The organism is Halorhodospira sp. 9622, from assembly GCF_022228025.1.
GTDB classification, from domain to species: Bacteria; Pseudomonadota; Gammaproteobacteria; order Nitrococcales; family Halorhodospiraceae; genus Halorhodospira; species Halorhodospira halophila_A.
The window spans coordinates 18,186-41,548 of record NZ_JAJNRE010000013.1 but is presented as its reverse complement, the minus strand read 5'-3'; the positions used below and the strand labels follow the sequence as shown (position 1 = coordinate 41,548).

The 23,363-nt window shown below is 70.2% G+C and carries 18 protein-coding genes; 4 read left to right on the top strand and 14 right to left on the bottom strand.

Annotated elements, in window-relative coordinates; genetic code table 11:
• Window positions 1–55 precede the first annotated feature (55 nt).
• Together speA and LRG07_RS08785 are read left to right on the top strand one after the other, a co-directional pair.
• Entirely contained in the window at window positions 56–1,936 is a 1,881-nt protein-coding gene (gene speA, locus LRG07_RS08790) for a biosynthetic arginine decarboxylase (protein WP_238633389.1), read from the top strand.
• Window positions 1,937–1,974: 38 nt separating this feature from the next.
• Window positions 1,975–2,844, top strand: a complete 870-nt coding sequence (locus LRG07_RS08785; RefSeq protein WP_201170285.1) for an NAD(P)-dependent oxidoreductase — start codon at window positions 1,975–1,977, stop codon at window positions 2,842–2,844.
• Window positions 2,845–2,891: 47 nt separating this feature from the next.
• Here the strand turns inward: LRG07_RS08785 and LRG07_RS08780 are convergent, their stop codons facing one another.
• The 8 genes from LRG07_RS08780 to polA all read right to left on the bottom strand — a co-directional run bounded on the left by LRG07_RS08780 (window position 2,892) and on the right by polA (window position 14,522).
• Window positions 2,892–3,239, bottom strand: a complete 348-nt coding sequence (locus LRG07_RS08780) for a hypothetical protein (protein WP_201170283.1) — start codon at window positions 3,237–3,239, stop codon at window positions 2,892–2,894.
• 101 nt (window positions 3,240–3,340) lie between these two features.
• Window positions 3,341–3,982: an SPOR domain-containing protein gene (locus LRG07_RS08775; RefSeq protein WP_201170281.1), complete on the bottom strand. Its 642-nt coding sequence runs from the start codon at window positions 3,980–3,982 to the stop codon at window positions 3,341–3,343.
• Window positions 3,983–3,991: 9 nt separating this feature from the next.
• A complete protein-coding gene (argS, locus tag LRG07_RS08770) occupies window positions 3,992–5,746 on the bottom strand; it encodes an arginine--tRNA ligase (protein WP_238642155.1) in 1,755 nt (584 codons plus the stop codon).
• A 78-nt stretch (window positions 5,747–5,824) separates the two neighbouring features.
• Window positions 5,825–7,492: a thiol reductant ABC exporter subunit CydC gene (gene cydC / locus LRG07_RS08765; protein ID WP_238642154.1), complete on the bottom strand. Its 1,668-nt coding sequence runs from the start codon at window positions 7,490–7,492 to the stop codon at window positions 5,825–5,827.
• Window positions 7,485–9,230: a thiol reductant ABC exporter subunit CydD gene (cydD, locus tag LRG07_RS08760; RefSeq protein WP_238642153.1), complete on the bottom strand. Its 1,746-nt coding sequence runs from the start codon at window positions 9,228–9,230 to the stop codon at window positions 7,485–7,487. Before cydD ends, cydC begins: the two co-directional genes overlap by 8 nt.
• A gap of 3 nt (window positions 9,231–9,233) precedes the next feature.
• Window positions 9,234–10,235: a cytochrome d ubiquinol oxidase subunit II gene (locus LRG07_RS08755; RefSeq protein WP_201170275.1), complete on the bottom strand. Its 1,002-nt coding sequence runs from the start codon at window positions 10,233–10,235 to the stop codon at window positions 9,234–9,236.
• A gap of 9 nt (window positions 10,236–10,244) precedes the next feature.
• Entirely contained in the window at window positions 10,245–11,657 is a 1,413-nt protein-coding gene (locus LRG07_RS08750) for a cytochrome ubiquinol oxidase subunit I (RefSeq protein ID WP_238642152.1), read from the bottom strand.
• Between the two features lie 150 nt (window positions 11,658–11,807).
• Entirely contained in the window at window positions 11,808–14,522 is a 2,715-nt protein-coding gene (gene polA, locus LRG07_RS08745; protein ID WP_238642151.1) for a DNA polymerase I, read from the bottom strand.
• A gap of 90 nt (window positions 14,523–14,612) precedes the next feature.
• Between polA and LRG07_RS08740 the strand changes: the two genes are divergently transcribed.
• A complete protein-coding gene (locus tag LRG07_RS08740) occupies window positions 14,613–15,338 on the top strand; it encodes a TIGR00730 family Rossman fold protein (protein ID WP_238642150.1) in 726 nt (241 codons plus the stop codon).
• A gap of 13 nt (window positions 15,339–15,351) precedes the next feature.
• Window positions 15,352–15,717, top strand: coding sequence for a DUF2782 domain-containing protein (locus LRG07_RS08735; protein ID WP_238635052.1), 366 nt, complete (start codon window positions 15,352–15,354; stop codon window positions 15,715–15,717).
• Here the strand turns inward: LRG07_RS08735 and uvrD are convergent.
• From uvrD to LRG07_RS08705, 6 genes are read right to left on the bottom strand one after another with little or no spacing between them, the layout of a single operon-like run.
• Window positions 15,707–17,878: a DNA helicase II gene (uvrD, locus tag LRG07_RS08730; protein ID WP_238642149.1), complete on the bottom strand. Its 2,172-nt coding sequence runs from the start codon at window positions 17,876–17,878 to the stop codon at window positions 15,707–15,709. The two genes, LRG07_RS08735 and uvrD, sit on opposite strands and share 11 nt — an antisense overlap.
• Before the next feature lies 1 nt (window position 17,879).
• Complete coding sequence (locus LRG07_RS08725; protein ID WP_201170264.1) at window positions 17,880–18,806, bottom strand: LysR substrate-binding domain-containing protein; 927 nt, start codon at window positions 18,804–18,806, stop codon at window positions 17,880–17,882.
• Between the two features lie 13 nt (window positions 18,807–18,819).
• Entirely contained in the window at window positions 18,820–20,652 is a 1,833-nt protein-coding gene (glmS, locus tag LRG07_RS08720; protein WP_201170260.1) for a glutamine--fructose-6-phosphate transaminase (isomerizing), read from the bottom strand.
• A 1-nt stretch (window position 20,653) separates the two neighbouring features.
• Complete coding sequence (locus tag LRG07_RS08715; RefSeq protein WP_201242127.1) at window positions 20,654–21,481, bottom strand: universal stress protein; 828 nt, start codon at window positions 21,479–21,481, stop codon at window positions 20,654–20,656.
• A gap of 9 nt (window positions 21,482–21,490) precedes the next feature.
• Complete coding sequence (gene glmU / locus LRG07_RS08710) at window positions 21,491–22,912, bottom strand: bifunctional UDP-N-acetylglucosamine diphosphorylase/glucosamine-1-phosphate N-acetyltransferase GlmU (RefSeq protein ID WP_238642148.1); 1,422 nt, start codon at window positions 22,910–22,912, stop codon at window positions 21,491–21,493.
• A 20-nt stretch (window positions 22,913–22,932) separates the two neighbouring features.
• Window positions 22,933–23,358, bottom strand: coding sequence for a F0F1 ATP synthase subunit epsilon (locus tag LRG07_RS08705; protein WP_011815214.1), 426 nt, complete (start codon window positions 23,356–23,358; stop codon window positions 22,933–22,935).
• Between the last annotated feature and the right edge of the window lie 5 nt (window positions 23,359–23,363).

Below are 23,363 nucleotides of genomic sequence, written 5' to 3'. Positions count from 1 at the left end.
GGGGCAGTGTGGCGCGTTGCGCCGCAGTCTCTCCGCCACAGCCGCAGACGGACCGATGAGCGACGACTGGAGCAACCGACCCGGCCGCGAGGTCTACAACGTCCCGCGCTGGAGCGAGGGGTACTTCGACATCTCGGCGGCGGGGCGGCTGCAGGTCCGCCCCCACCGCGGGCGTGGTCCGGCCGTTGATCTGCGCCGGATCGTCGCCGACCTGCCCGATCAGGGCGTATCACCGCCGGTGCTGATCCGCTTCCCTGCGATCCTGCGCGACCGCGTTGACGCCCTCTGCGCCGCCTTTGGCGAGGCGATGGCCGAGGCCGGCTACCGGGGCGCGTACCGGCCCGTCTACCCGGTCAAGGTCAATCAGCAGCGCTCGGTGATCGAGGAGATCGTTGGCGACGGCGAGCGCGTCGGGCTGGAGGCCGGCAGTAAACCGGAGCTGATGGCGGTACTGGCACTGGCGCCCGCCGGAGGCACGGTGATCTGCAACGGCTACAAGGATCCGGAGTACGTCCGCCTGGCGCTGCGCGGACTGCAGCTGGGCCTGCAGGTCCACCTGGTCCTGGAGAAGCGCTCCGAGGCGCGGCTGATCATCCGCGAGGCGCGCCGGCTCGGCGTCGCGCCGCGGCTCGGTCTGCGCGTGCGCTTGGCCTCCATGGGGGCCGGCAAGTGGCAGAACACCGGCGGCGAACGTTCCAAGTTCGGCCTGACCGCCGCCGACGCCCTGGCCGTGGTGGAGGAGCTGCACGAGGCCGCGCTCCTTGAGCACCTGGAGTTGCTCCACTTTCACCTGGGCTCACAGATCGCCAATGTCCACGACATCCGCGCCGGCCTCTCCGAGGGGGCGCGCTTCTACACCGAGTTGCGCCGCCTGGGGGCACCGGTAAACAAGGTGGATGTCGGCGGCGGCCTGGGGGTGGACTACGAAGGCACCCGCTCGCGCGCGTTCTGCTCGATGAACTACAGCATCACCGAGTACGCCCACAACGTGGTGGCCGCCCTCAAAGCGGCCTGCGACGAGGCCGGGCTGCCCCACCCGACCCTGATCACCGAGAGCGGCCGCGCCATGACCGCCCACCACGCGGTGCTGGTCACGCCGGTGATCGATACCGACAGCCGCGAGGCCGACCCCCCGGAGCCACCCCCGGCGGACGCCCCCAAGGTGCTGCGCGAGCTCTACCGCACCTTGGAGGAACACGCCCAACGGCCGGCCACCGAGGCGTACCACGACGCCTGCCACTACCTGCAGGAGGCACGGGGGCTATACCTCCACGGCGTCCTCGACCTGCCCCAGCGGGCGTACGCCGAGCGCTGCTACCAGGCCATCGGCATGCGCCTGCGCGGCCGACTCAACCCGGGCCGCCCGCATCAGCGGGAGGTGCTCGACGCCCTCAACGAGGGGCTCGCCGACAAGCTGTTCGCCAATTTCTCGGTATTCCAGTCGATCCCCGACGTCTGGGCCATCGACCAGATCTTTCCCATCGTGCCGCTGTCCGGGCTGGACCGGCCAACCAGCCGGCGCGGTGTGGTCCAGGATCTGACCTGCGACTCCGACGGCACGGTCTCGCTCTACGTGGATGGCGATGGGGTAGAGGGCACCCTCCCGCTGCCCGAGCCGGAGCCCGGCGAGCCCCTCTGGCTGGGCATCTTCCTGGTCGGCGCCTACCAGGAGATCCTCGGCGACCGGCACAACCTCTTCGGCGCCACCGACTCCGTGAACGTGGAGGTGGACGAGCATGGCCACCGGTTCGTGACGGCCAGCCGCGGCGACAGCATCGGCGGCGTGCTGCGCTCGGTGGGCTTTGATGAGCGCGAGCTCAGCGGCGCCTACCGGCGCCGCATCGCCGCCGCTGACCTGGATGACGCGGCCCGCCGCGCCTGCCTGGCCGATCTGGAGGCCGGGCTGCTCGGCGGTACCTATCTGGAAGGCCCCTGAGCGCCGCGGCGCAGGGGCACGGACAAGGAGGCAACGGCATGAAGGCAGGGGTCATCGGTCTGGGCGCGATGGGCAGCGGCTTGGCGGCCAATCTGGCCCGAAGCGGACAGCTGGCGGCGGTGTGGAACCGTACCCGCGAGAAGGCCGAGGCCTTCGCCGGCGAGCACGGCGTGGCCCTGGCCGACGAGCCGGCCACGGTGGCCACCGCGGCGGACGTGACCTTTATTAGCGTCGACGCCGACGCCGACCTGCTGGAGGTCCTGGACGCTTTGGTGGACGCCCTGGAACCGGGCAAGGTAGTGGTCGACACCTCCACCGTGGCGCCGGATACGGCACGACTCGCCGCCGAGCGCATCGCTCCGAGCGGTGCGGCGTTCCTCGACGCCCCGGTCTCCGGCGGGCCGGAGGGCGCCCGCCAGGGGACCATGGTGATGATGGTCGGCGGCGACACGGCGGTGCTCGAGCGCATCCACCCGGTGCTCGAGCCGATCTGCAGCGCCGCCCACGCCATGGGACCGGTCGGGGCCGGGCAGGCGACCAAGGCGGTGAATCAGATCATGGTCGCCGGCATCATGCAGGGGGTGGCCTCGGCCCTGGCCTACGGCAAGGGACAGGGGCTCGATCTGCAGCAGGTGATCGAGGTGCTCGGCGCCGGGGCGGCCAGCAACTGGCAGCTGCTGCAGCGCGGGCCGAACATGGTCGAGGACCGTTTCCCGCCGGGGTTCCGGCTGGCCCTGCACCGCAAGGATCTGGGCATCGTCCGCGACGTGCTGGCCGCCCAGGGCATCGAGCTGGATCTGATCGAGCGGACCCTGGCCGACTACGACCGCCTGATCGAGCAGGGGCACGGGGACGAGGACATCTCGGCGCTCTATCGGCTGCGCAGGGGCGACCTGGGCACCGACTGAGCGCCGGCCCCCGGGCGGCTTACCCCCGGGGGCCACGACCCCGGCGTTCAGCCGAGCGTGCGCAGGCGACGGCTGCTGCGCTCGCCCATCTCCGGCAGGCCGCGCAGCAGCAGCCAGAAGACCAGCGCCGGATAGGTCAGCAGGAGGCCAACCACGGCCCAGGCGATGCGCGGAACCGCCCGCTTCTCGATGACCACGATGGCCGCGAGGAAGCACAGCACGCCCAGGTAGTAGGCGGCCAGCACCACCTGCACCCAGGGGCTGAGGATCAGGGCCTCCAGCTCCGTGACCACCGCGGCCGGGTCGGCGAGCACATCGGCGGTGTAGAGCGTGTAGCCGAGAAAGCCCAGGCACGCAACGGTGGCGAGCAACAGGATGCTGCGCAACACAATCATGAAATCCCTCCTCCGGAAAAAGAACGGGGCACCCGACCCACCGCCGAGAGCCCCGGCATCAGACCGCTCAACCCTGAAATCTGGACTCTGAACCCTGAAAACTAACCATCCTGCCGCAGCATCAGCGGCTGGATGTCGTTGTCCTCCATGCGCGTGCGCGCCTCTTCAAGCCGGTCGCTGTCGTCGAACGGGCCGACCCGGACCCGATGCCACTCCTCGCCTTCATCCAGCTCAACGGTGTGGATCTGCGCCGGCAGGCCCACCAGGGCCAGGGTGGCACGCATGCTCTCGGCGTCGTCGTGGCGCCGGAAGGAGCCGGCCTGCAGGAGGTAGCTGCGCCCCTCCTCGAAGGTCGCGGCCCGGGAGATCGCCTCCTCCTCTTCATCTTCGGTGCGACGTTCGTCGGCCCGGCCCAGGTCCTCCTCGGGGACGGTGACCTCGTCCTGCATCAGGAGCTCGTAGAAGTCGTAGCTGCGCTCGTCCTCGTCCGCCGTGGGCGCCTCCTCCGGCTCGGGCTCGACCTCGGCAGCCGGGTCCACCGGGGCGGCGTCCTCCCGACCTTGCTGGTACTGCACGAACAGCAGCGCGACCGCCCCAAGCACTCCCCCGAGCAGCAGCCAAACGAAGCCGGGCACGGCGCGCCGCTCGGTCCGCCGCGCCTGGGCCCCACCGCCGCGGCTGCGGGCGGAGGCGCGTGACTTGCTGCGCGAGGGGCTCCGGGACTTCGTACTCCGCTGGGTCATAATCCGTCGCTACATGCTCTGCGGGGCGTCGACGCCAAGCAGCCCCAGTCCATTGGCCAGGATCTGCCGAGTGGCCTTCACCAGGGTCAGGCGTGCATCGCGCAGCGCTTCGTCGTCGATGATGAACGGCACCGCGTTGTAGTAGGTGTGGAAGGCGGCGGCGAGCTCCCGCAGGTACTGCGCCACTTGGTGCGGCTCGCGGGAGAGGGCCGCCGACTCGATCACCTCCGGGTAGCGCCCGAGGAGATCGAGGAGGATGGCTTCGTGTTCGGCTTCAAGCCGCTCCAGCTCGGCCTGCTCGGGCGCGACGCGGCAGGCCAGACCGCGCTCCTCGAGCTGGCGGAAGACGCTGCAGATGCGTGCATGGGCGTACTGGCAGTAGTAGACCGGGTTGTCCGCCGACTCCGACTTGGCCAGATCCAGGTCGAAGTCCATGTGCTGCTCCGAGCGGCGCATGACGTAGAAGAAGCGCGCCGCATCCTTGCCCACCTCATCACGCAGCTCGCGCAGGGTGACGAACTCCCCCGAGCGGGTGGACATGGGCAGCTTCTCGCCGCCGCGATAGAGGATGGCGAACTGCACCAGGCGCACGTCGAGGCGCTCGGCATCCACCCCCAGGGCCTTCAGGGCGGCCTGGACGCGGGGCACGTAGCCGTGGTGATCGGCCCCCCAGACGTTGACCAGGGTATCGAAACCGCGCTCGATCTTATCCAGGTGGTAGGCGACATCGGCGGCGAAGTAGGTGGTCAGGCCGTTGTCCCGGCGCAGGACCCGGTCCTTGTCGTCGCCAAACGCCGAGGCCTGGAACCACAGGGCGCCGTCGGCGAGGTAGGTGTAGCCGGCGGCGTCGAGCCGCTCCAGGGCCTGCTCGATGCGGCCCTGCTCGACCAGCTCGCGCTCGGAGAAGTAGCGGTGGTAGTGCACCCCGAAGGCGTCCAGATCGGCACGGATATCCCCGAGGATGGCCTCCAGGGCGAAGTCGAGAACCCGCCGATACGCCGTCTCGCCGAGCAGCTCGCGGGCCCGGGCGCCCAGGGCGTCCAGGTAGCCCTCCGGGTCATCGGCCTCCGCCGGCAACCCGGCGGTCAGCTCGTCGGCGCCGCGAACGTGCGCGCGACCGTCGGCCTCGAGCAGCTCGCCGGCGTGGGCGACGATGTACGCCCCCTGGTAGCCCTTGGCCGGGAAGGGTACGGGCTCGCCGGCGGCCTCCAGGTAGCGCAGCCACAGCGAGGCGGCCAGGATGTCCATCTGTCGGCCGGCGTCGTTAACGTAGTACTCGCGGTGGACGTCGTAGCCAGCAGCCTCGAGGACGCTGGCCAGGGCGTCGCCGAAGGCGGCACCGCGCCCGTGGCCGACGTGCAGCGGGCCGGTTGGGTTGGCCGAGACGAACTCGATGTGCACCCGGTGCCCCGCCCCCACGTCGGTGCGGCCGTACCCGGCCCCCTGGCGCAGGACCTCGCGGACGCTCTCCTGGCGCGCTGCGGCCGTGAGCGTGAAATTCAGGAAGCCGGGGCCGGCGACCTCCACGCCGGCGATCGACGGAGAGGCCGGCAGGCGGCTGCGGATGGTCTCGGCCAGATCCCGCGGCTTCTGCCGCGCGGCCTTGGCCAGCACCATGGCGGTGTTGGCGGCATAATCACCGTGGGCGCGGTCGCGGGCGCGCTCCACCTGCACCTCGGGCAGCTCGAGGTCCGCCGGCAGCTCGCCGGCCTCGCGCATGGCCTCCAGGGCCTGCGCCAGGAGACTGGCCACGTGTCGCTTCATGGAGGGTCTCCGCTCGGGTCAGGAAAAGCCCGGTATTATCCCGCCGCGCCGGGCAGAATGCCAAGCCGCCGGAGCGGATTATTCACCGCCGGGTGTGACCAGTTCGAGAAATGGCACGCGCCGGTCGTGGGCCGGCACGCTCTCCGGGTCGTGGCTGATGATCAGCGCCGTCCGCTCGGCCAGCCACGGGGCCAGACGCCGGGCGACCTGGGTCGCGGTGGCATCGTCGAGGCCGCGGAAGGGTTCGTCGAGCAGGACCACCGGGGCGTCTACCAGCACCAAACGGGCCAGAGCCAGCCGCCGCGCCTCGCCGCCGGAGAGCCGCCCGCCGCCCTCGCCAATCCACTCGTCCAGCCCCCGCGGCGCGGCGCGCACCCGTTCCTCGAGGCCCGCGGTGTGCAGCGCCCGCCACATGCGCGCCTCGTCGGCGTGCGGATCGGCGATGCGCAGGTTGCCCGCAACGCTGTCGGCGAACAGCTCGGTGCGTTGGGTCAGGTAGGTGATGCGGGCGAAACGCTCCGCCTCAGGCAGCTGCGCAACCGGGACCCCGCCGAGGATGACCATGCCGCTCTCGGGACGGGTCAGGCCCGCCGCCAGATCGAGCAGCGTCGACTTGCCGCAACCGGACGGGCCGTGGATCACCACGGTCTCTCCGGGTGCCAGCGCCAGCGAGCAGTCCCGCAGGACCGGCGGCAGGTGCGCTTCGTGGCGGAACGTAACCCCCTCCAGCGCCAGCCCCAGGGCCTGGCGCGGCGGACCCTCTGACGGCGGCGCCGCCGTGTCGGGGGCGGCATCGGCGTGCTCGAGCAGGCGCCGTGCCGCAGCCCGCGTCCGCCCCAGGTGCTGCCACGCTCCGGGCAGCGTGGTGAGCGCTTCTCCAGCCGCGAGCGCGGCCAGCGCCACCAGCGCCAGCAGCGGACCACTGATGGTCCCGGCGTGATAGAGAGGGATGCCGGCGACCAGCGCGGCAAGGAGCGCGCCGTGGGCCAGCAGCCCCACCGCGCCCTCGCCGGCACCGGTCAGACGCGCCGCCCGGGACCGGGCGGCGGCCAGGCCATCGGCGGCGGCCATCAGTCGCTGCTCGTGGCGTGCCACCGCACCGCAGGCGCGCAGCTCGGCCAGGCCCTGGACCGCGTCGACCCCGGCCCCGCGCAGGGCCGGCAGGTGCCGATCCACCGCCTCACCGTGGGGCGAGCCGCGCCGCCAGGCCCACAACGGCAGGACGAGACCGCCGGCGAGCAGTACCGCGCCCACCGCTAACCCGGCCGGACCGGCCAGGAGCACCAGCACGGTAACCGTGGCGGCGAGGGTGACCACTGCGGCCAGGCTCGGGCCGACAATGCGCAGGTAGAGGTTGTCCAGGGCCTCGACGTCCGCGGTCATGCGGTTGAGCAGGTCGCTGCGGCGCAGGCGCCCGACGCGGGCCAAGGGTAGCGGCGCCAGGGTGCGGAACAGCCAGCCGCGCAGGCGCGCCAGGGTGCGCAGCACCGCGTCGTGGTGGACCAGGCGCTCGAAGTAGCGCGAGATGGAGCGGGCCAGGGCAAAGAAGCGGATACCGGCACTCGGCCGGTAGATGTCCAGGTAGGCGCCGGTCAGGCCGGCCACGGCGGTGGCGGTGATGAACCAACCGGACAGGCCCATCAGGCCGATGCTAGCCGCGAGGCTTACGATCAGCAGCAGCGTCCCGAGGACCAGCCGCCCGCGCTCCCGGCGCAGGTCGCGCAGGAAGGGCTTGAGTTCACGCACGGCGATCCTCCACGCAGCGACCAGCCTCGATGACCAGGTGTCGGTCGCCCCAGTCGTGGGTATCGCGGTGGTGGGCCACCATCAGCACCGTACGCCGGCCATCGGCCAGGCGGGCGACCGCCGCCAGCACCCGCTCGCGGCTGTCCGGGTCGAGCCCGGCGGTGGGTTCGTCGAGGAGTAGCAACGGTGCCCCGGAGAGCAGCGCCCGGGCCAGGGCCAACCGGCTGGCCTGGCCCCCGGAGAGCCCGTAGGCGTCCTCGCCCAGCGGCGTGTCGAGCCCCTCCGGGAGGGCGGCAATGACGCCTTCGAGGTCGGCGTGACGCAGCGCGGCCCACAGCCGCCGGTCGTCCGCTTCCGGATCGGCCAGCTGCAGGTTCTCGCGCACACTGCCGTGGAACAACCAGGGCCGCTGGCCCACCCAGGCCACCGCCCCGGCCGCGGGAACCGTCTCACCGACGGTCACCACGCCGCTATCGGGCTGGAGGAAACCGGCGGCCAGGTTCAGCAGGGTCGACTTGCCGGCCCCGCTGGGTCCGGAGATAACCACTCGCTCGCCCGCGGAGACGGTCAAATCGAGCCGGTCGAGGGCCGCGGCCTCCCCGCCCGGGAAGGTCACCGTGACCCGCTGGAAGGCGACCGGCAGCGGCTGCGGGACCGGCAGGCCGGTTTCCGGATCGCGGCGCGCCGGCGCCGTCGCCGGCCCGGCCGCGCTCGCCGCTGTGGCCGGCAGCGGCTCATCGAGCAGCTGCAGGATCTCCGCCCCCGCCCCCACGGCGGCGGCCCGGTCGTGGTAGTGCTGGGCCAGCCGGCGCAGCGGGAAGAAAACCTCGGGGGCGAGGAGCAGGATGAACAGCCCGGCGAACAGCCCCAGCTCCGGGCCCGGGCCGAAGTGCAGGTAGCCGAGCAGGGAGAAACCGACGTAGATGGCCACCAGGGCGATGGAGATCGCCGCGATCAGCTCCAGCGCCGCCGAGGAGAGAAAGGCCACGCGCAGGACCGACATGCTGCGCCGCCGGTACTCATCTGCGGCGGCCTCCACCGCCTCGGCGGCGGCGTCGGTGGCGCGGAAGATGCGCAGCGTGGCCAGGCCGCGAAGACGGTCGAGGAAGTGAGCGCTGATACGCGCCAGGCTCTGCTGCTGGCGCCGGGAAAGCCGCGCAGCCCCCATCCCCACCAGGGCCATGAACAGCGGGACCAGCGGCGCGGCGATGAGCAGCAGCAGGCCGGCGAGCGGATCCACGCCGGCGACGATGGCGATCAGGACCACCGGGACCGCCACTGCCAGAACCATCTGCGGCAGGTAGTGGGCGTAGTAGCCCTCCAGTGCCTCGACCTGTTCGACCAGGGCGCTGGCCACGGCCCCGCTCTGGTGGCCCTGCAGGCGCGCCGGACCGAGGGCGGCCAGGTGGCGGTAGAGGCGCCGGCGAACCGCCGCGGTGATGATCCACGCCGCCCTGGCACCGGCGGCGGCCCGCGCCCAAGTCGCCCCGGCCCGGGCCAGGAAGACCGCTGCGAGCAGTCCCAGCGCCCCCCAAAGCTCGGCCAGGGGCGCGCCGTGGATCACCACCCGGTCGATGACCCAGGCGATAAGCACCGCCTGGGCCACGACCAGCAGCGCATCGGCCAGACCGGCACCGACGGTGGCGGCCATGGCGCCCCGGGCTTGGCGGGCCTGCTCCAGCAGCCAGGCGCCCGCCCGGCGGGTGTCGATTGCCCCGTCAGCGGCCGGTGCGGTCACGGCTCAGTGATAGCCTCCGCCGGCGCCGACCTTGCCGCGGAAGATCCAGTAGGTCCAAACCGTGTAGCCGACGATGATCGGCAGCAGGAAGAGGATCCCCAGCAGCAGGAAAAGCTGCGCCTCGGGGGCCGAGGCCGCATCGCGGAAGGTGATCTCCGGCGGGACCATGTACGGCCACTGGCTGGCGATCAGGCCCAGGTAGACGGTGACGAACAGGCCCAGGCCGGCCACGAAGGGCAGCATCTCAAGCCGACGACGAATCCCGTACCAGCACGCCGTCAGGGCCAGGAGACCGAGCAGGGGCAGCGGCCAGAGGACGGTCCACGCCTCCTGCCAGCGCTCCAGGATCCGCTCCGAGGTCAGCGGCGTCCAGATCGAGATGCCGAGCAGGCAGATCGCGAGCAGTACGATCAGCCAGGGCGTGACCCGGTAGAGCCACTGCTGGGTGGCGCCCTCGGTCTTGAGCACCCCCCACGCGGCACCGAGCAGCGCGTAGCCGATCACCAGCGAGACAGCAGTGAAGACCGTGAACGGCGTGAACCAGTCGAACGGCCCGCCGACGTAGGTGAAGCCCTCCACCTCGAAGCCCTGGATGTAGGTGCCGACCACGAAACCCTGGGCCGCCGCGGCGACAATCGAGCCACCGGCGAAGGCGGCGTTCCAGAACCAGCGCGTGCGCGAGGACTTGAAGCGGAACTCGAAGGCCACGCCGCGGAAGATCAGGCCGGCGAGCATCAGGAACACACCCAGGTAGAGCGCCGGCAGATAGATGGCGTAGACCGCCGGGAAGGCGGCCAGCAACCCGGCCCCGCCGAGGATCAGCCAGGTCTCGTTGCCGTCCCACACCGGGGCCACCGTGTTCATCAGGTCATCCCGCACCTGCTCACTGGGGGTGAACGGGTAGAGGATGCCCACCCCCAGATCGAAGCCGTCGAGCAGGATGTACATGAACACCCCGAGGCCGATGATCCCCATCCAGATGATGGTGATGTCGATCAGATCCATAGTGCTACCTCACCGCGAGCTGGTGGAGAAATCCGGGTCGTCGTCGAACGGCACGTCGGCTGCCGAGAAGGGCCGCTTGGCGTGCGTCGGCTCCTCCACGGAGCCCACCCCTTCCGGACCGGTGCGCACGATGCGCGTCACGTAATAGAGCCCGGCGGTGAAGATGACCGCGTAGACCAGCACGTAACCGATCAGGGTGGCCAGTGCCATCCACCCGGTCAGCGACGGGGTCACCCCCTCGGCCAGGGTCATCTGGCCGTAGATCAGCCACGGCTGCCGGCCGATCTCGGTGACGAACCAGCCGGTGAGCACCGCCACGAAGGGCAGCGGGATCATCAGCTGCAGGGTGTTGAGAAACGCCCGGCTCTCGAACAGGCGCCCGCGCATGCGCAGCCAGGCGCCCCACAGGGCGACCAGCAGCATCAACACACCGATGCCTACCATGATGCGGAACGACCAGAAGACGATCCCCACCGGCGGGCGCTCCTCGGCGCTGACCTCCTTGAGCCCGGGCACCTCGCCATCCCACTGGTGGGTGAGGATGAGGCTGGCCAGGTTGGGGATACCCACCGCCAGGTGGTTGGTCTCGGCGGTGGAGTCGGGGATGGCGAAGAGATAGAGCGGCGCCCCCTCGCGGGTCTCCCAGGCCCCCTCCATGGCGGCGACCTTGGTCGGCTGGTGCTCAAAGGAGTTCAGCCCGTGGATGTCGCCCATGAAGATCTGCGCCGGTGCGACCAGCAGCAGCAGCCACAGGGTCATGCTCAACGCCTTGCGGTTCATCTCCACGGCGCGGTTGCGCAGCAGGAAGTAGGCGCTGACGCCGGCGACGACGAAGCCGCCGGTCAGCAGCGAGGCCAGCGCCACGTGGCCGAAGCGCGGCCACAGCGAGGGGTTGAAGATCGCCTCGGCCCACGAGGTGACGTGGACGATGCCATCCCGGAACTCGAAGCCCTGCGGGGTCTGCATCCAGGAGTTGGCCGAGAGGATCCAGAACGAGGAGATGAACGTGCCGATGGCCACCATGCAGGCGGCAAACAGGTGCGTCCCGCGCGGGACCCGATCGCGGCCGAAGAGCAGGATGCCGAGGAAGACGGCCTCGAGGAAGAAGGCGGTGAGCACCTCGTAGGAGAGGATCGGCCCGAGGAAGTTGGCCGTGGCGAAGGAGAACTCGCTCCAGTTGGTGCCGAACTGGAAGGACATGACCACGCCGGAGACCACGCCCATGCCGAAGACCACGGCGAAGATCTTGATCCAGAACTCGGACAGCCGTCGGTAGACCGGGCTGTCGGTGCGATACCACAGCGCCTCGAGGACGGCGATGTAGGCCGCGAGGCCGATGGTGAACACCGGGAACAGGGCGTGGAACGAAACCACGAAGGCGAATTGCATCCGCGATAAGAGCAGCGGGTCGAGGGCTTCCATCGTTGCGGCACCTCCTGCCTGACAGCTGTATCCGACACCGCCGCGCGGTGCCGGCAGCGCCGATTGGGCGCTTGAATCAACGGAACCTTAACTAAAAGATTTCTAAATAACCACCCGTCCTTGGGCCGATGCAGCGGCGCCGGTCGGCCCTCAATGCGCCTGCTCCCAATCATCGCCAACACCGACCTCGACTTCCAAGGGCACGGACAGCATGCCGCCATCGGCCGCCGTCATCAGCCGGCGCACCTCGTCGCCGATGGTCGTCTCCTGCCCAGCCGGCACCTCCAGCACCAGCTCGTCGTGCACCTGCATGACCAGCCGGGCCTCGGGGAAGCGTTCGGCGAGCAGGGCATCGACATCGATCATGGCCCGCTTGATGACGTCCGCGGCGGTGCCCTGCATGGGAGCGTTGATAGCGGTGCGCTCGGCGTACTCGCGGCGCTGGCGGTTGCGGCTGTGAATCTCGGGCACGTGCAGGCGGCGACCGAAGACGGTCTCGACGAAGCCCTGCTCGCGCGCCTGCTCACGAGCGCGGTCCATGAAGGTGCGCACCCCCGGGTAACGCTCGAAATAGCGGTCGATGTAGGTCTGCGCCTCATCGCGGGGGATGCCCAGCTGACGGCCCAGCCCCCAAGCGGACATGCCGTAGATCAGCCCGAAGTTGATCGCCTTGGCGGCGCGGCGCTGCTCGTCGTTGGCCTCGGCGGTGGCGAAGACCTCGGCAGCGGTGGCCCGGTGGATGTCCTCGCCCTGCTCGAAGGCCCCCCGCAGCCCGGTATCGGCGGAGAGATGGGCCATGATGCGCAACTCCACCTGGGAGTAGTCGGCGGTGATCAGCCGGTGCCCCGGGCTGGCCACAAAGGCCTTGCGGATGCGCCGCCCCTCGGGCGTGCGCACGGGGATGTTCTGCAGATTGGGGTCCGAGGAGGAGAGCCGCCCGGTGGCGGCCACGGCCTGGTGGTAAGAGGTGTGCACCCGGCCGGTCTGCGGGTGGATCAGCTGCGGGAGCTTGTCGGTGTAGGTGGACTTGAGCTTGGACAGCCCACGGTGCTCCAGGATCAGGCGCGGCAGTTCGTGGCCTCGGGCGCTGAGCTCCTCGAGCACCGACTCGGCGGTGGAGGGCTGGCCCTTGGGGGTCCGCTGGATTACCGGTAATCCCATGCGCTCGAAGAAGATCTCCTGGATCTGCTTGGGCGAGCCGAGGTTGAACGCCTCGCCGGCCTCTTCGTGGGCGTGCTGCTCCACTTCCGCCATGCGCGCGGCCAGCTCCTCGCTTTGGCGCTCGAGCAGCCCGCGGTCAACGCGCACCCCGTGGCGCTCCATGCGCGAGAGCACGGGCAGCAGGGGCATCTCCAGCTCATTGAAGACCCGCAGCAGGCCCGGCTCCGCCTGCAGGCGGGGATGGAGCAGCCGGTGCAGGCGCAGGGCGATGTCGGCGTCCTCGGCGGCGTAGTGGCCGGCACGCTCGACGTCGATCTCGGCAAACGGCACCTGCCGGGCCCCCTTGCCGCAGAGCTCCTCGTAGCTGGTGACCTCGACGCCCAGGTACTTGCTGGCCAGCGAGTCCATGTCGTGACGGGTGGCAGTGGAATCCAGGACGTAGGATTCGAGCATGCTGTCATAGGCCACGCCGCGCAGCTCGATGCCGTAGCGGGCCAGGACGCTCATGTCGTACTTGAGGTTCTGACCGATCTTCTCGGGCTGCTCGGCCTCAAGCAGGGGCCGCAACACCTCAAGCACCCGGTCGCGGTCCAGCTGCTCGGGGGCACCGGGGCCGCAATGGGCAACCGGCAGGTAGGCGGCCTGCCCCGGCTCGACGGCCACCGAGACACCGACGATGGCCGCGTCCATGTAGTTCAGGCTGTCCGTCTCCAGGTCGACGGAGAACGCCGGGGCGGCGCGCAGGCGCTCGACCCAGGTGTCGAACCCGTCGTCGTCGAGGACGATCTGATAGTCCGTTTCCGGGGCCTCCGGAGGGAGGCTGGCGCCCGTGCCATCGGCCGCGGCAGCAGCATCGCCGGCCTGGATTTCGGCGAGGAAGCGGCGCATGCCGTAGCGCCGGTAGAGCGCCGCGAGGGCTTCCCGATCCGGCGTCCGACGGACAAGGTCCTCGGGGGCGACATCGAGCTCCAGGTCGCAACGGATGGTGGCCAGGTCCACCGAGAGCGGCAGTTCGTCGAGATGGGCGCGCAGGCTCTCGCCGACCTTGCCGCGGATCTCGTCGGCGCGCTCGCGCAGCGCCTCCAGACTGCCGTAGGCATTGAGCCACTTGGCCGCGGTCTTCGGTCCGACCTTGGGGACACCGGGGATGTTGTCGGAGGTATCGCCCACCAGGGCGAGGTAGTCGCGGATCGCCTCCGGCGGCACGCCGAACTTCTCGCGCACGCCCGCCGGATCCAGCCGGGTGCCGCTCATGGTGTTGAGCAGGGAGACACGCTCGTCCACCAGCTGCGCCATGTCCTTGTCGGTGGTCGAGATGATCACCGGCCCCGGGGCACGCACCGCCAGCGTACCGATGACATCGTCGGCCTCAACCCCGTCCACCTCAAGCACGGGCACGCCGAGCGCGGCGATGATCTGCTTGAGCGGCTCGCGCTGGGCGCGCAGCTCGTCGGGCATGGGCGGCCGGTGGGCCTTGTACTGCTCGAAAAGCTCGTCGCGGAAGGTCCGGCCCGGGGCATCGAAGACCACCGCGAAGCGCGCCTGGGGCTCGTCGGCGAGCAGCTTGTGAAGCATGTTGACCACGCCGTAGAGCGCTCCGGTGGGCTCACCGTCGGCGTTGCTCAGCGCCGGCAGGGCGTGGAAGGCACGGTAGAGGTAGGAGGAACCGTCCACCAGGACCAGGCGGTCGTCCGGTTGTGTCATGCAATCGCTCTCTGTGACTGTTGGCGGGCTACGCGGCTATGATAAAGGTTGCAGTCCCGGAGACGATCAACAGCCCAGCCACGGAGCCTTATGGACCCCAAGAACCCGTTCGCGCACCAGGAGCGCATCCCGCTCAACGGCGCCACGCTGACCCGTGAATCCTGGAAGATTTTCCAGATCATGGCCGAGTTCGTGGAGGGCTTCGAACGCCTTTCGTCGATCAAGCCCTCGGTGAGCATCTTCGGCTCGGCCCGCGTCGCCCCGGACCACCCCTACTACCACTTGGCCGAGCGTGTTGCCCGCGAGGTCTCCGACGCCGGCTTCTCGGTGGTCAGCGGCGGCGGCGGCGGCATCATGGAGGCGGCCAATAAGGGCGCCCAGGCCGGGAAGTCGCCCAGTGTGGGGCTCAACATCCAGCTGCCGAAAGAGCAGGAGGCCAATGCGTACCAAGACATCGCCCTGCACTTCCGGCACTTCTTCTCGCGCAAGGTGATGTTCGTCAAGTACGCCTCGGCCTACGTGGTGTTGCCCGGCGGGTTCGGGACGCTGGACGAGCTGGCCGAGATCCTGACCCTGGTGCAGACCGGGAAGACGCCGCGCATCCCCATCATCCTGGTGCACAGCCCCTTCTGGGAGAAGCTGGTGGAGTGGTTCCAGGAGCGACTGGTGGCCGAGGAGGCCATCGACGCCGAGGACATGCACCTGTTCAAGGTCGTGGATACACCGGAGGAGGTGGTCACGGCCATCTTCGACCACTACGAAGACCGCGGCTTCCAGCCCTCCCGCGAGGAGCGGGAGATTCTGCTCGATCTCTAGAGGAAGGGTGGCCATGAGCAGCAGTCGGGGTGCGCGGGGTGCCGGGGGGCTGGTCCTGGCGGGGATGCTGGTGGCCACCACCGCCGGCGGCTTCGAGGCCGATGAACGGATCACGGTGACCCCGCCTCCCCCACCCGAGGGGCTGATCCGCGACGAACCGGATCTCGAGCCGACGGTGACCATCGTCGAGCGCGACTGGGCGGTCATCGAGGAGTACCGCATCGCGGGGCAGATTTACGCGGTACGCATCCAACCGGCGGTCGGCCCACCTTACCTGCTCTACGACACCACCGGAGACGGCGTACTTGACGGCAGCGGCGGTGAGCACGACCCGCTCGAGCCCCCGCGCACGCCGCTGTGGCGGCTGTTTAGCTGGTAGCCGGCTCCAGGCCGGCCCGGTCGGCGATCAACCACTTGGTGCCGGCCTCGTCGAAACGGACCTGCAGGCGGGCATTCGGGCCACTGCCCTCGCACTGGAGCAGGATGCCGTCGCCAAAGCGCGGGTGACGCACCCGGCTGCCCAAGCTCAACCCCGCCGGCGGTTGGTCCCCCGGCAGCGAGGGTCCGCTTGGGGCGGTGGCCGGCGGCGGCCCCCGGCGCACCGACATGCGCGGGCGCACCTCCTCCAGACCCTCTCCGGGCAGCTCGGTGAGAAAGCGCGACGGCCGGGCCAACTGGTCAACCCCGTGCAGGCGACGCTTCTCGGCGTGGGTCAGGATCAACCGCTGGCGGGCCCGGGTCATGCCCACGTAGCACAGCCGGCGCTCCTCCTCAAGCCGGCCGGGCTCCTCGACGGACATGCGGTGCGGGAACAGCCCTTCCTCCAGGCCCACCAGGAAGACCACGGGGAACTCCAGCCCCTTGGCCGAGTGCAGGGTCATCAGCTGCACGGAGTGCTCCCAGTCGTCGGCCTGCCCCTCGCCCGCCTCCAGGGCGGCGTGGCTCAGGAAGGCCGCCAGCGGGTCCTGGTCCTCCTCTTGGTCATCGCGCTGGGCAAAGGTGCGCGCCGCGGTCACCAGCTCGTCGAGGTTCTCCAGGCGGGCCTCGTCGCGTTCGTGGTAGCGGCGCAGCTCGGCGCGAGTGATGGCCTGCTCCACCTGCTCGTGCACCGGCCGGTGGGCGAGTTCCTGATCCAGGGTATCGATGAACGCCAGGAACTCGGACAGGGCGTTGCGCGCCCGGGCCGCCAGGGCCCGCCCGCCAGCCAGCTCGCGGGCGGCGCGCCACATCGAGACATCGCCCTCCCGGGCGGCATAGCGGACAGCGTCGACGGTCTTGGCACCGATGCCCCGGGGTGGGGTGTTCACCACACGCTCGAAGCTGGCGTCATCGTGGCGATTGGCCACCAGACGCAGATAGGCCAGCGCGTCCTTGACCTCAGCGCGCTCGAAAAAGCGCAACCCACCGTAGACGCGAAACGGCAGACGAGCGGCGTGCAGCTCGTGCTCCAGGGCGCGGGACTGGGCGTTGGAGCGGTAGAGGATGGCGAAGTCGGCGTAGCCGTGACCGCCCTCTTCGATAAGCTGGCGGATCCGGTCCACCACCCAACGCGCCTCGTCGATCTCGTTGAAGGCGGCGTACAGGGTGATGGGCTCGCCGCTGCCCCCGTCGGTCCACAACTGCTTGCCGAGCCGGCCGGCATTGTGCTCGATCAGGCGGTTGGCCGCGTCCAGAATGGTGCCGGTGGAGCGGTAGTTCTGCTCCAGACGCACGACCCGAACATCCCCCATCTCGCGCCGGAAGTGCTCGATGTTTTCCACCCGCGCGCCCCGCCAGCCGTAGATGGACTGGTCGTCATCGCCGACGACGAACAGCTCGGCCCGGGCGCCGGCGAGCAGCTTCAGCCACCGGTATTGCAGGGCGTTGGTGTCCTGGAACTCATCGACGAGGATATGCTCGAAACGACGTTGGTAGTGACCGAGCAGTTCGGGGTCGTCGCGCAACAGTTCGTAGGCGCGCAGTAGCAGCTCGGAGAAGTCCACCAACCCGCCCCGCCGGCACGCTTGCTCGTAGTCGTGATAGATCGCCAGCAGCTCTTGCTGATAGTCGCCGGCGGCCTCGGTCACGTCGGCGGGACGCTCGCCCTCCTCCTTGCGGCCGCTGATAAAGCCCCGCACCTGGCGGGGCGGAAAACGGGAGTCGTCGGTGCCGCGGGCGCGCAGGACCCGTTTGACCACCCGTAGCTGATCGTCGGCGTCGAGGATCTGGAAGCCCTCGGGCAACCCCGCACGCTGGGTGTGCTGGCGCAGCAGCCGGTGAGCGATGCCGTGAAAGGTGCCCACCCACATGCCGGCGGTGGCGATACCCAGCAGCTCGCCGATGCGGCCGCGCATCTCGCCGGCGGCCTTGTTGGTGAACGTGACTGCCAGGATCGAGAACGGCGAGGCGCCCTCGGCCTGCACGAGGTAGGCGGCGCGCCGGGTGAGCACGCGTGTCTTGCCGCTGCCGGCGCCGGCGAGCACCAGGGCTCGTCCCGGGGGCAGGCAGACGGCCTCGCGCTGGGCGTCATTGAGGTCTGTGGTCAGGCCATCGATCGGCATATCAGGCAGCAGGCAGGGTCTCGGTAGGATCCTGAAGGACAGGGGCGGTGCACATGCGTTCGACCAGCTCCCGGAAAGTGGGTTCTCGGGCGGTCCCGGCCCGCCAGTAGAGAGCCAGGTCGCGGCTGGGTACAGGCTCAGCGAATGGCCGGAGGCTGATGGCGCCGCGGTCCGGCCCGTGGCGGGAGGCGCCCGCCGCCAGGGCCGGCAGCAGGGTGACCCCGACCCCGGCGGCCACCATCTGGCGCAGGGTCTCGAGGCTGGTGGCACGGAAAGCCGCCGCCTCGCCGACGTCGTTGCGCCGGCACAGCTCCAGGGCCTGTTCGCGCAGGCAGTGCCCCTCCTCCAGGAGCATCAGCTCGGTCTGCTGCAGATCGCTGGTGTGGACCGGTTCCGGATGGTCCAGCGCGTGGCCACGGGGCACGGCCAGGTAGAACGGCTCGTGACACAGTGGCGCCGAGACCAGGTCGTCACCGCCGATCGGCGATGCAAGGATGGCACCGTCGAGGCTGCCGGCACGCAGCTGATCGAGCAGCCGCTGCGTCAGGTCCTCGCGCAGGTGCAGGCGCAGGCGGGGAAAGGTCTGCGCCAGATCCGGGATGACGTGGGGCAGCAGGTACGGTCCGACGGTGGGGATCACCCCCAGGCGGACATCACCGGTCATCGGCTCGGCCTGGGCACGGGCCACCTCGACCATGTCGTCGACGGCGCTGAGGATCCCGCGGGCCCGCTCCGCCAGCCGCTCACCCAGCGGCGTGAGCAGCACCCGCCGGCGATTGCGCTCGACCAGCTGGACTTCCAGGTACTCCTCGAGCTTCTTGAGCTGCGTGGAGAGCGTCGGCTGGCTGACGTAGCAGGCACGCGCCGCTCGCCCAAAATGCCGGTGCTCGGCCACGGCGACCAGATAGCGGAGGTCGCGCAGGTTCATACAACGGGTCCTGTCATTCGACGGTGACCGACTTGGCCAGGTTGCGCGGCTTGTCCACGTCGGTGCCCCGCAGGACCGCCACGTGGTAGGCGAGCAACTGCAGCGGGACAGTGTGGATCACCGGCGAGATGGCCTCTGGGCCGGCAGGCACTGGGAGGACGTGGAAACCACGCGCGGAGCGCAGGGCGGCGGCGTCGTCGGCGAAGACGAACAGACGCCCGCCACGGGCGCGAACCTCCTGGAGGTTCGAGTGCAGTTTGTCGAGCAGATCGTCCCGAGGGGCGACCGCCACCACGGGCATGCCGTCGTCGACCAGGGCCAGGGGGCCGTGCTTGAGTTCGCCGGCGGGGTACGCCTCGGCGTGGATATAGGAGATCTCCTTAAGCTTGAGCGAGCCCTCCAGCGCCACGGGGTAGTGAGCGCCACGGCCCAGGAAGAGGGCGTGGGCACGGTCGACGAACTGCTCGGCCAGCTCGGCCACCTGGGGCTCGATGGCCACGGCGCGCTCCAGGGCGCCGGGCAGCTGCACCGCGGCCCGGACCAACTCCTGCTCGGCCTGCGGGCGGCCGCGGCGGCGGGCAAAGGCGCCGACCAGCAGCAACAGGGCGGTCAGCTGGGTGGTGAAGGCCTTGGTCGAGGCGACGCCGATCTCGGGCCCGGCCCGGGTCAGCAGGGTCAGGTCGGCCTCGCGCACCAGCGAGCTCTCGGGGACGTTGCAGATGGCCATCACCCCGCCGTAACCCAGCCGGCGCGACTCGCGCAGCGCGGCGAGTACGTCGGCGGTCTCGCCGGACTGAGAGATCACCACCACCAACGTGCCCGGCGGGACGGCGTGGGCCCGATATCGGAATTCGCTGGCCACCTCGACATCGCAGGGCAGCCCAGCGTAGGTCTCGGCCCAGAAACGGGCGATCAGCCCGGCGTGGTACGAGGTGCCGCAGGCGACGATCTGCAGACGCTCGGCCTGGTCGAGGAGCTGTTCGGCGCCGGGGCCGAACGCCGCCTCGAGGACGCGGCCGTCCGCGTGGCGGCCTTCCAGGGTCTCGGCCACCGCCGCCGGCTGCTCGTGGATCTCCTTGAGCATGAAGTGACGGTAGCCGCCCCGCTCCACCGACTCGGCACTGAGCTCGGAGGTGCGCACCGGTCGCTCGACCGGTCGCCCCTCGGCGTCGTAGATGGTGACACCGTCCCGCGAGAGGTCGGCGAGATCGCCGTCCTCGAGGAAGATGAACTGACGGGTTACCGGCAGCAGCGCCGCCACGTCCGAGGCGACGAAGTGCTCGCCGATACCCACACCAATCACCAGGGGGCTACCGCGCCGGCAGGCGATCATCCGTCCCGGCTCGCGGGCGGAGACCACAGCGAAGGCGTAGGCGCCCTCGAGCTCCGGCAGCCCGCCCCGTACCGCCTCGAGCAGATCGACGCCGCCGCGGGTGTGGCGGTCGGCGAAAAGGGTGACCGCGACCTCGGTATCGGTCTCCGACTGAAACTCGTAACCAGCGGCGAGCAGCTGTTCGCGCAGCCGCTCGTGATTCTCGATGATGCCGTTGTGGACCAGGGCCACCTCGCCGGCGGCGGTGTGCGGGTGGGCGTTGATGTCGTTGGGGACACCGTGGGTGGCCCAGCGCGTGTGGGCGATGCCGGTGCCGCCGGCCGGCAGCCGGGGCTCGAGTGCGCTGGCCAGGTCATCGACCCGGCCGGCGACCCGGGTCCGCGACAGACGGCCGTCGGGATCGATAACAGCCATTCCGGCGGAGTCGTACCCCCGGTACTCCAGACGCCTCAGGCCTTCCAGCAGGACCGGGGCCACGTCTCGCTGCGCGCAGGCACCGACGATTCCGCACATATCAGCGAATCCAGATGCCCTGCTCGTTGGGCACGAGCAGCACCGAACAGGGGCAATTGCGGCAGACCTGCTGCGCCGTGCTGCCCAGGGCGAGGTCACGCCCGGGGCCGTCACCGCGCTTGCCCACCACGACCATGCTGCTGCGCTCCTTCTCGGCGACGTTGCGGATCACCCGCGACGGGGTCCCGGTCTCCAGCCGGGTCGTGACCTCGATGCCCCGCGCCTCGGCCTGCTCGGCAAAGTGCTGCAGGCGCTCCTGGCCCTCGGTCCGGGTGTCCTCGTCGGTGACGTGCAGCACGGTGAGCGCACCGGTGTGCTCGCCGATATCCAGGGCCAGGGCCTGGGCCGCGGCAGCCTTTTTGGAGAAGTCGGTGGCCAGCATGGGCCGCTGGAACGTCTCGCCGTGGCCGAAGGTATTCGGGTCCGGGGCGATGCGCTCCATGAGCACCGGCAGCGCGGTCTGCCGGGCGAGTTCGAGGACCGTGGAGCCGTGATAGAACTCGCGCAGCAGCCCCTCGCCGCGCGAGCCGAGCAGGATCAGCTGCGCGCCGTAGCCGCGGCCGATCTTGGCGAGCTCCGGCGCGGGGAAGCCGATCGGCTGCTGGATGTCGACCTGGTAGCCGGCCGCCTGGAGGTCTGACTGCTTCTGGGCCAGACGCCGACGGGCCTCGGCGCGATGGCTCTCGCTGAGATCGTCCGGGTCATCGATGCGCAGGACATCGACCAGCGTAAACTGCTTCGCCCCGAACTTGTGCAGCTCACCGATGGCATCGAGCAGGGGCTGGTAGGGGGACTCGAAGTGCACCGCAACGACTGTGTGGTCGAACATGCTCGCTCCTTACTCTTCCTTGGCACCGTCGGACGCCGGCGTGGCATCGCTATCATCGGGAGGTCCGCGACGACCCGTCAAGCCGGGATGTTGCCAGCCGGGGATGGTCCGGGCGCGGCTGCGCGCGACGGTCAGGGCGTCGGCCGGCGCGTCGCTGGTCAACGTTGTTCCGGCACCGATGGTCGCCCGGTCACCCACCTGGACCGGGGCGACCAGCTGGCTTCCCGAGCCGATGAAGGCGTCGTCGCCGATCCGCGTGCGGTGTTTGCGGGCACCGTCGTAGTTGCACGTGATGGTCCCCGCGCCGAGATTGGCCCGGGCCCCGACCTCAGCATCGCCGACGTAGGTGAGGTGATTGGCCTTGGCCCCGGGACCCAGACGAGCCGCCTTGGTCTCGACGAAATTCCCCACCCGGGCGCCCTCCTCGAGCACGGTCCCGGGACGGAGATGGGCGAAGGGGCCGATCCGGCACCCGGGGCCGATCCGGGCCTGCTCGATGACAGTATAGGGTCCGAGGCGCGCCCCGTCCTCGACAACGCAGTCCCGGAGCACGGTGCCCTGGGCGATGTGCACGTTGTCGCCGAGCGCCACCTCGCCTTCCAGGGTACAGTCGGGGTCGATGGCGCAGTCGGTGCCGAAGCGCACTTGACCGCGCAGAGTGAAACGCTCGGGGGCCACCAGACGCAGGCCTCCGCGCAGCAGCCGCCGGGCCTCGCGGCGCTGGTACGCCTGCTCGACTTCCGCGAGCTGGACAAGGTCGTTGATGCCGCTGGCCTCGCCGGGGTCCGCAGTGAACCGGGCGAGCACCGGGACGCCGTCCGCGACAGCAGCGGCCACCGCATCGGTCAGGTAGTACTCCCCCTGGGCGTTGTCCGCCGACAGGGCTGCCATCCAGCGGCGCAGGTCGGCGGCCGGAGCCGCCATAAGCCCGGTATTGATTTCATCTACGCCCCGCTGCCCCGGGTCGGCGTCCTTCTCCTCGACGATCGCCACCACGCCCCCGGCTGCATCGCGGATCACGCGCCCGTAGCCGGTGGAATCGGGCACCCGGGCGGCCAGCAGCTCCAAGCCGTGGCCGTCCACCAGCGGCTCGAGGGTGGCCGGGGTAACCAGCGGGACATCGCCGTAGAGGACCAGGACCCGATGATCATCGGGGATCTGCGGTAGGGCGCAGGCGACCGCGTGGCCGGTGCCAAGCTGCTCGGGCTGCTCGACCCAGTGCACCGGATAGTCGGCGTGCGCCGCGGCGACCTCCTGGCCGCCGTGACCATAGACCACGTGCACCTGCTCCGGCCCCAAGGCGAGGGCCGTATCGAGCACGTGGGAGAGCAGGGAGCGCCCAGCCAGCGGCTGCAGCACCTTAGGCTGGGCCGAACGCATGCGGGTCCCCTTGCCCGCAGCCAGTATGACCACGGCAACAGGTGCCCGCATGGTCGGTTCCTCCGTTCGCGTCAGCGCTTGGCCCGCTTGCGCAGGCTCTCGAGGGTTCTCAGCTGCGCCATGGCTTCGGCAAGCTCCGCCTGGACGGAGCTGTAATCCACCTCGTCCTTCTGCTCGCGGAGCTTCTCCTCGGCCCGCCGCTTGGCCTCCAGGGCCGCGGCCTCGTCGATGTCACGGGCACGCACTGCGGTATCGGCGAGTACCGTCACCTTGTGCGGCTGGACCTCGAGCAGGCCCCCGGAAGCGTAGAAGAAGAATTCCTCTTCGTCGCCCTCCGGGGTGATGCGCAGCTCACCCGGACGCAGCCGGGTCAGCAGCGGGGCGTGACGCGGGGCGATACCCACGTCACCCTCGGCCGCCGGCGCAATGACCATGCTCGCCTGGCCGGCGTACAGCTGCTCTTCAGCACTTACGATGTCGACTTGGAGCGTGCTCATGGCAC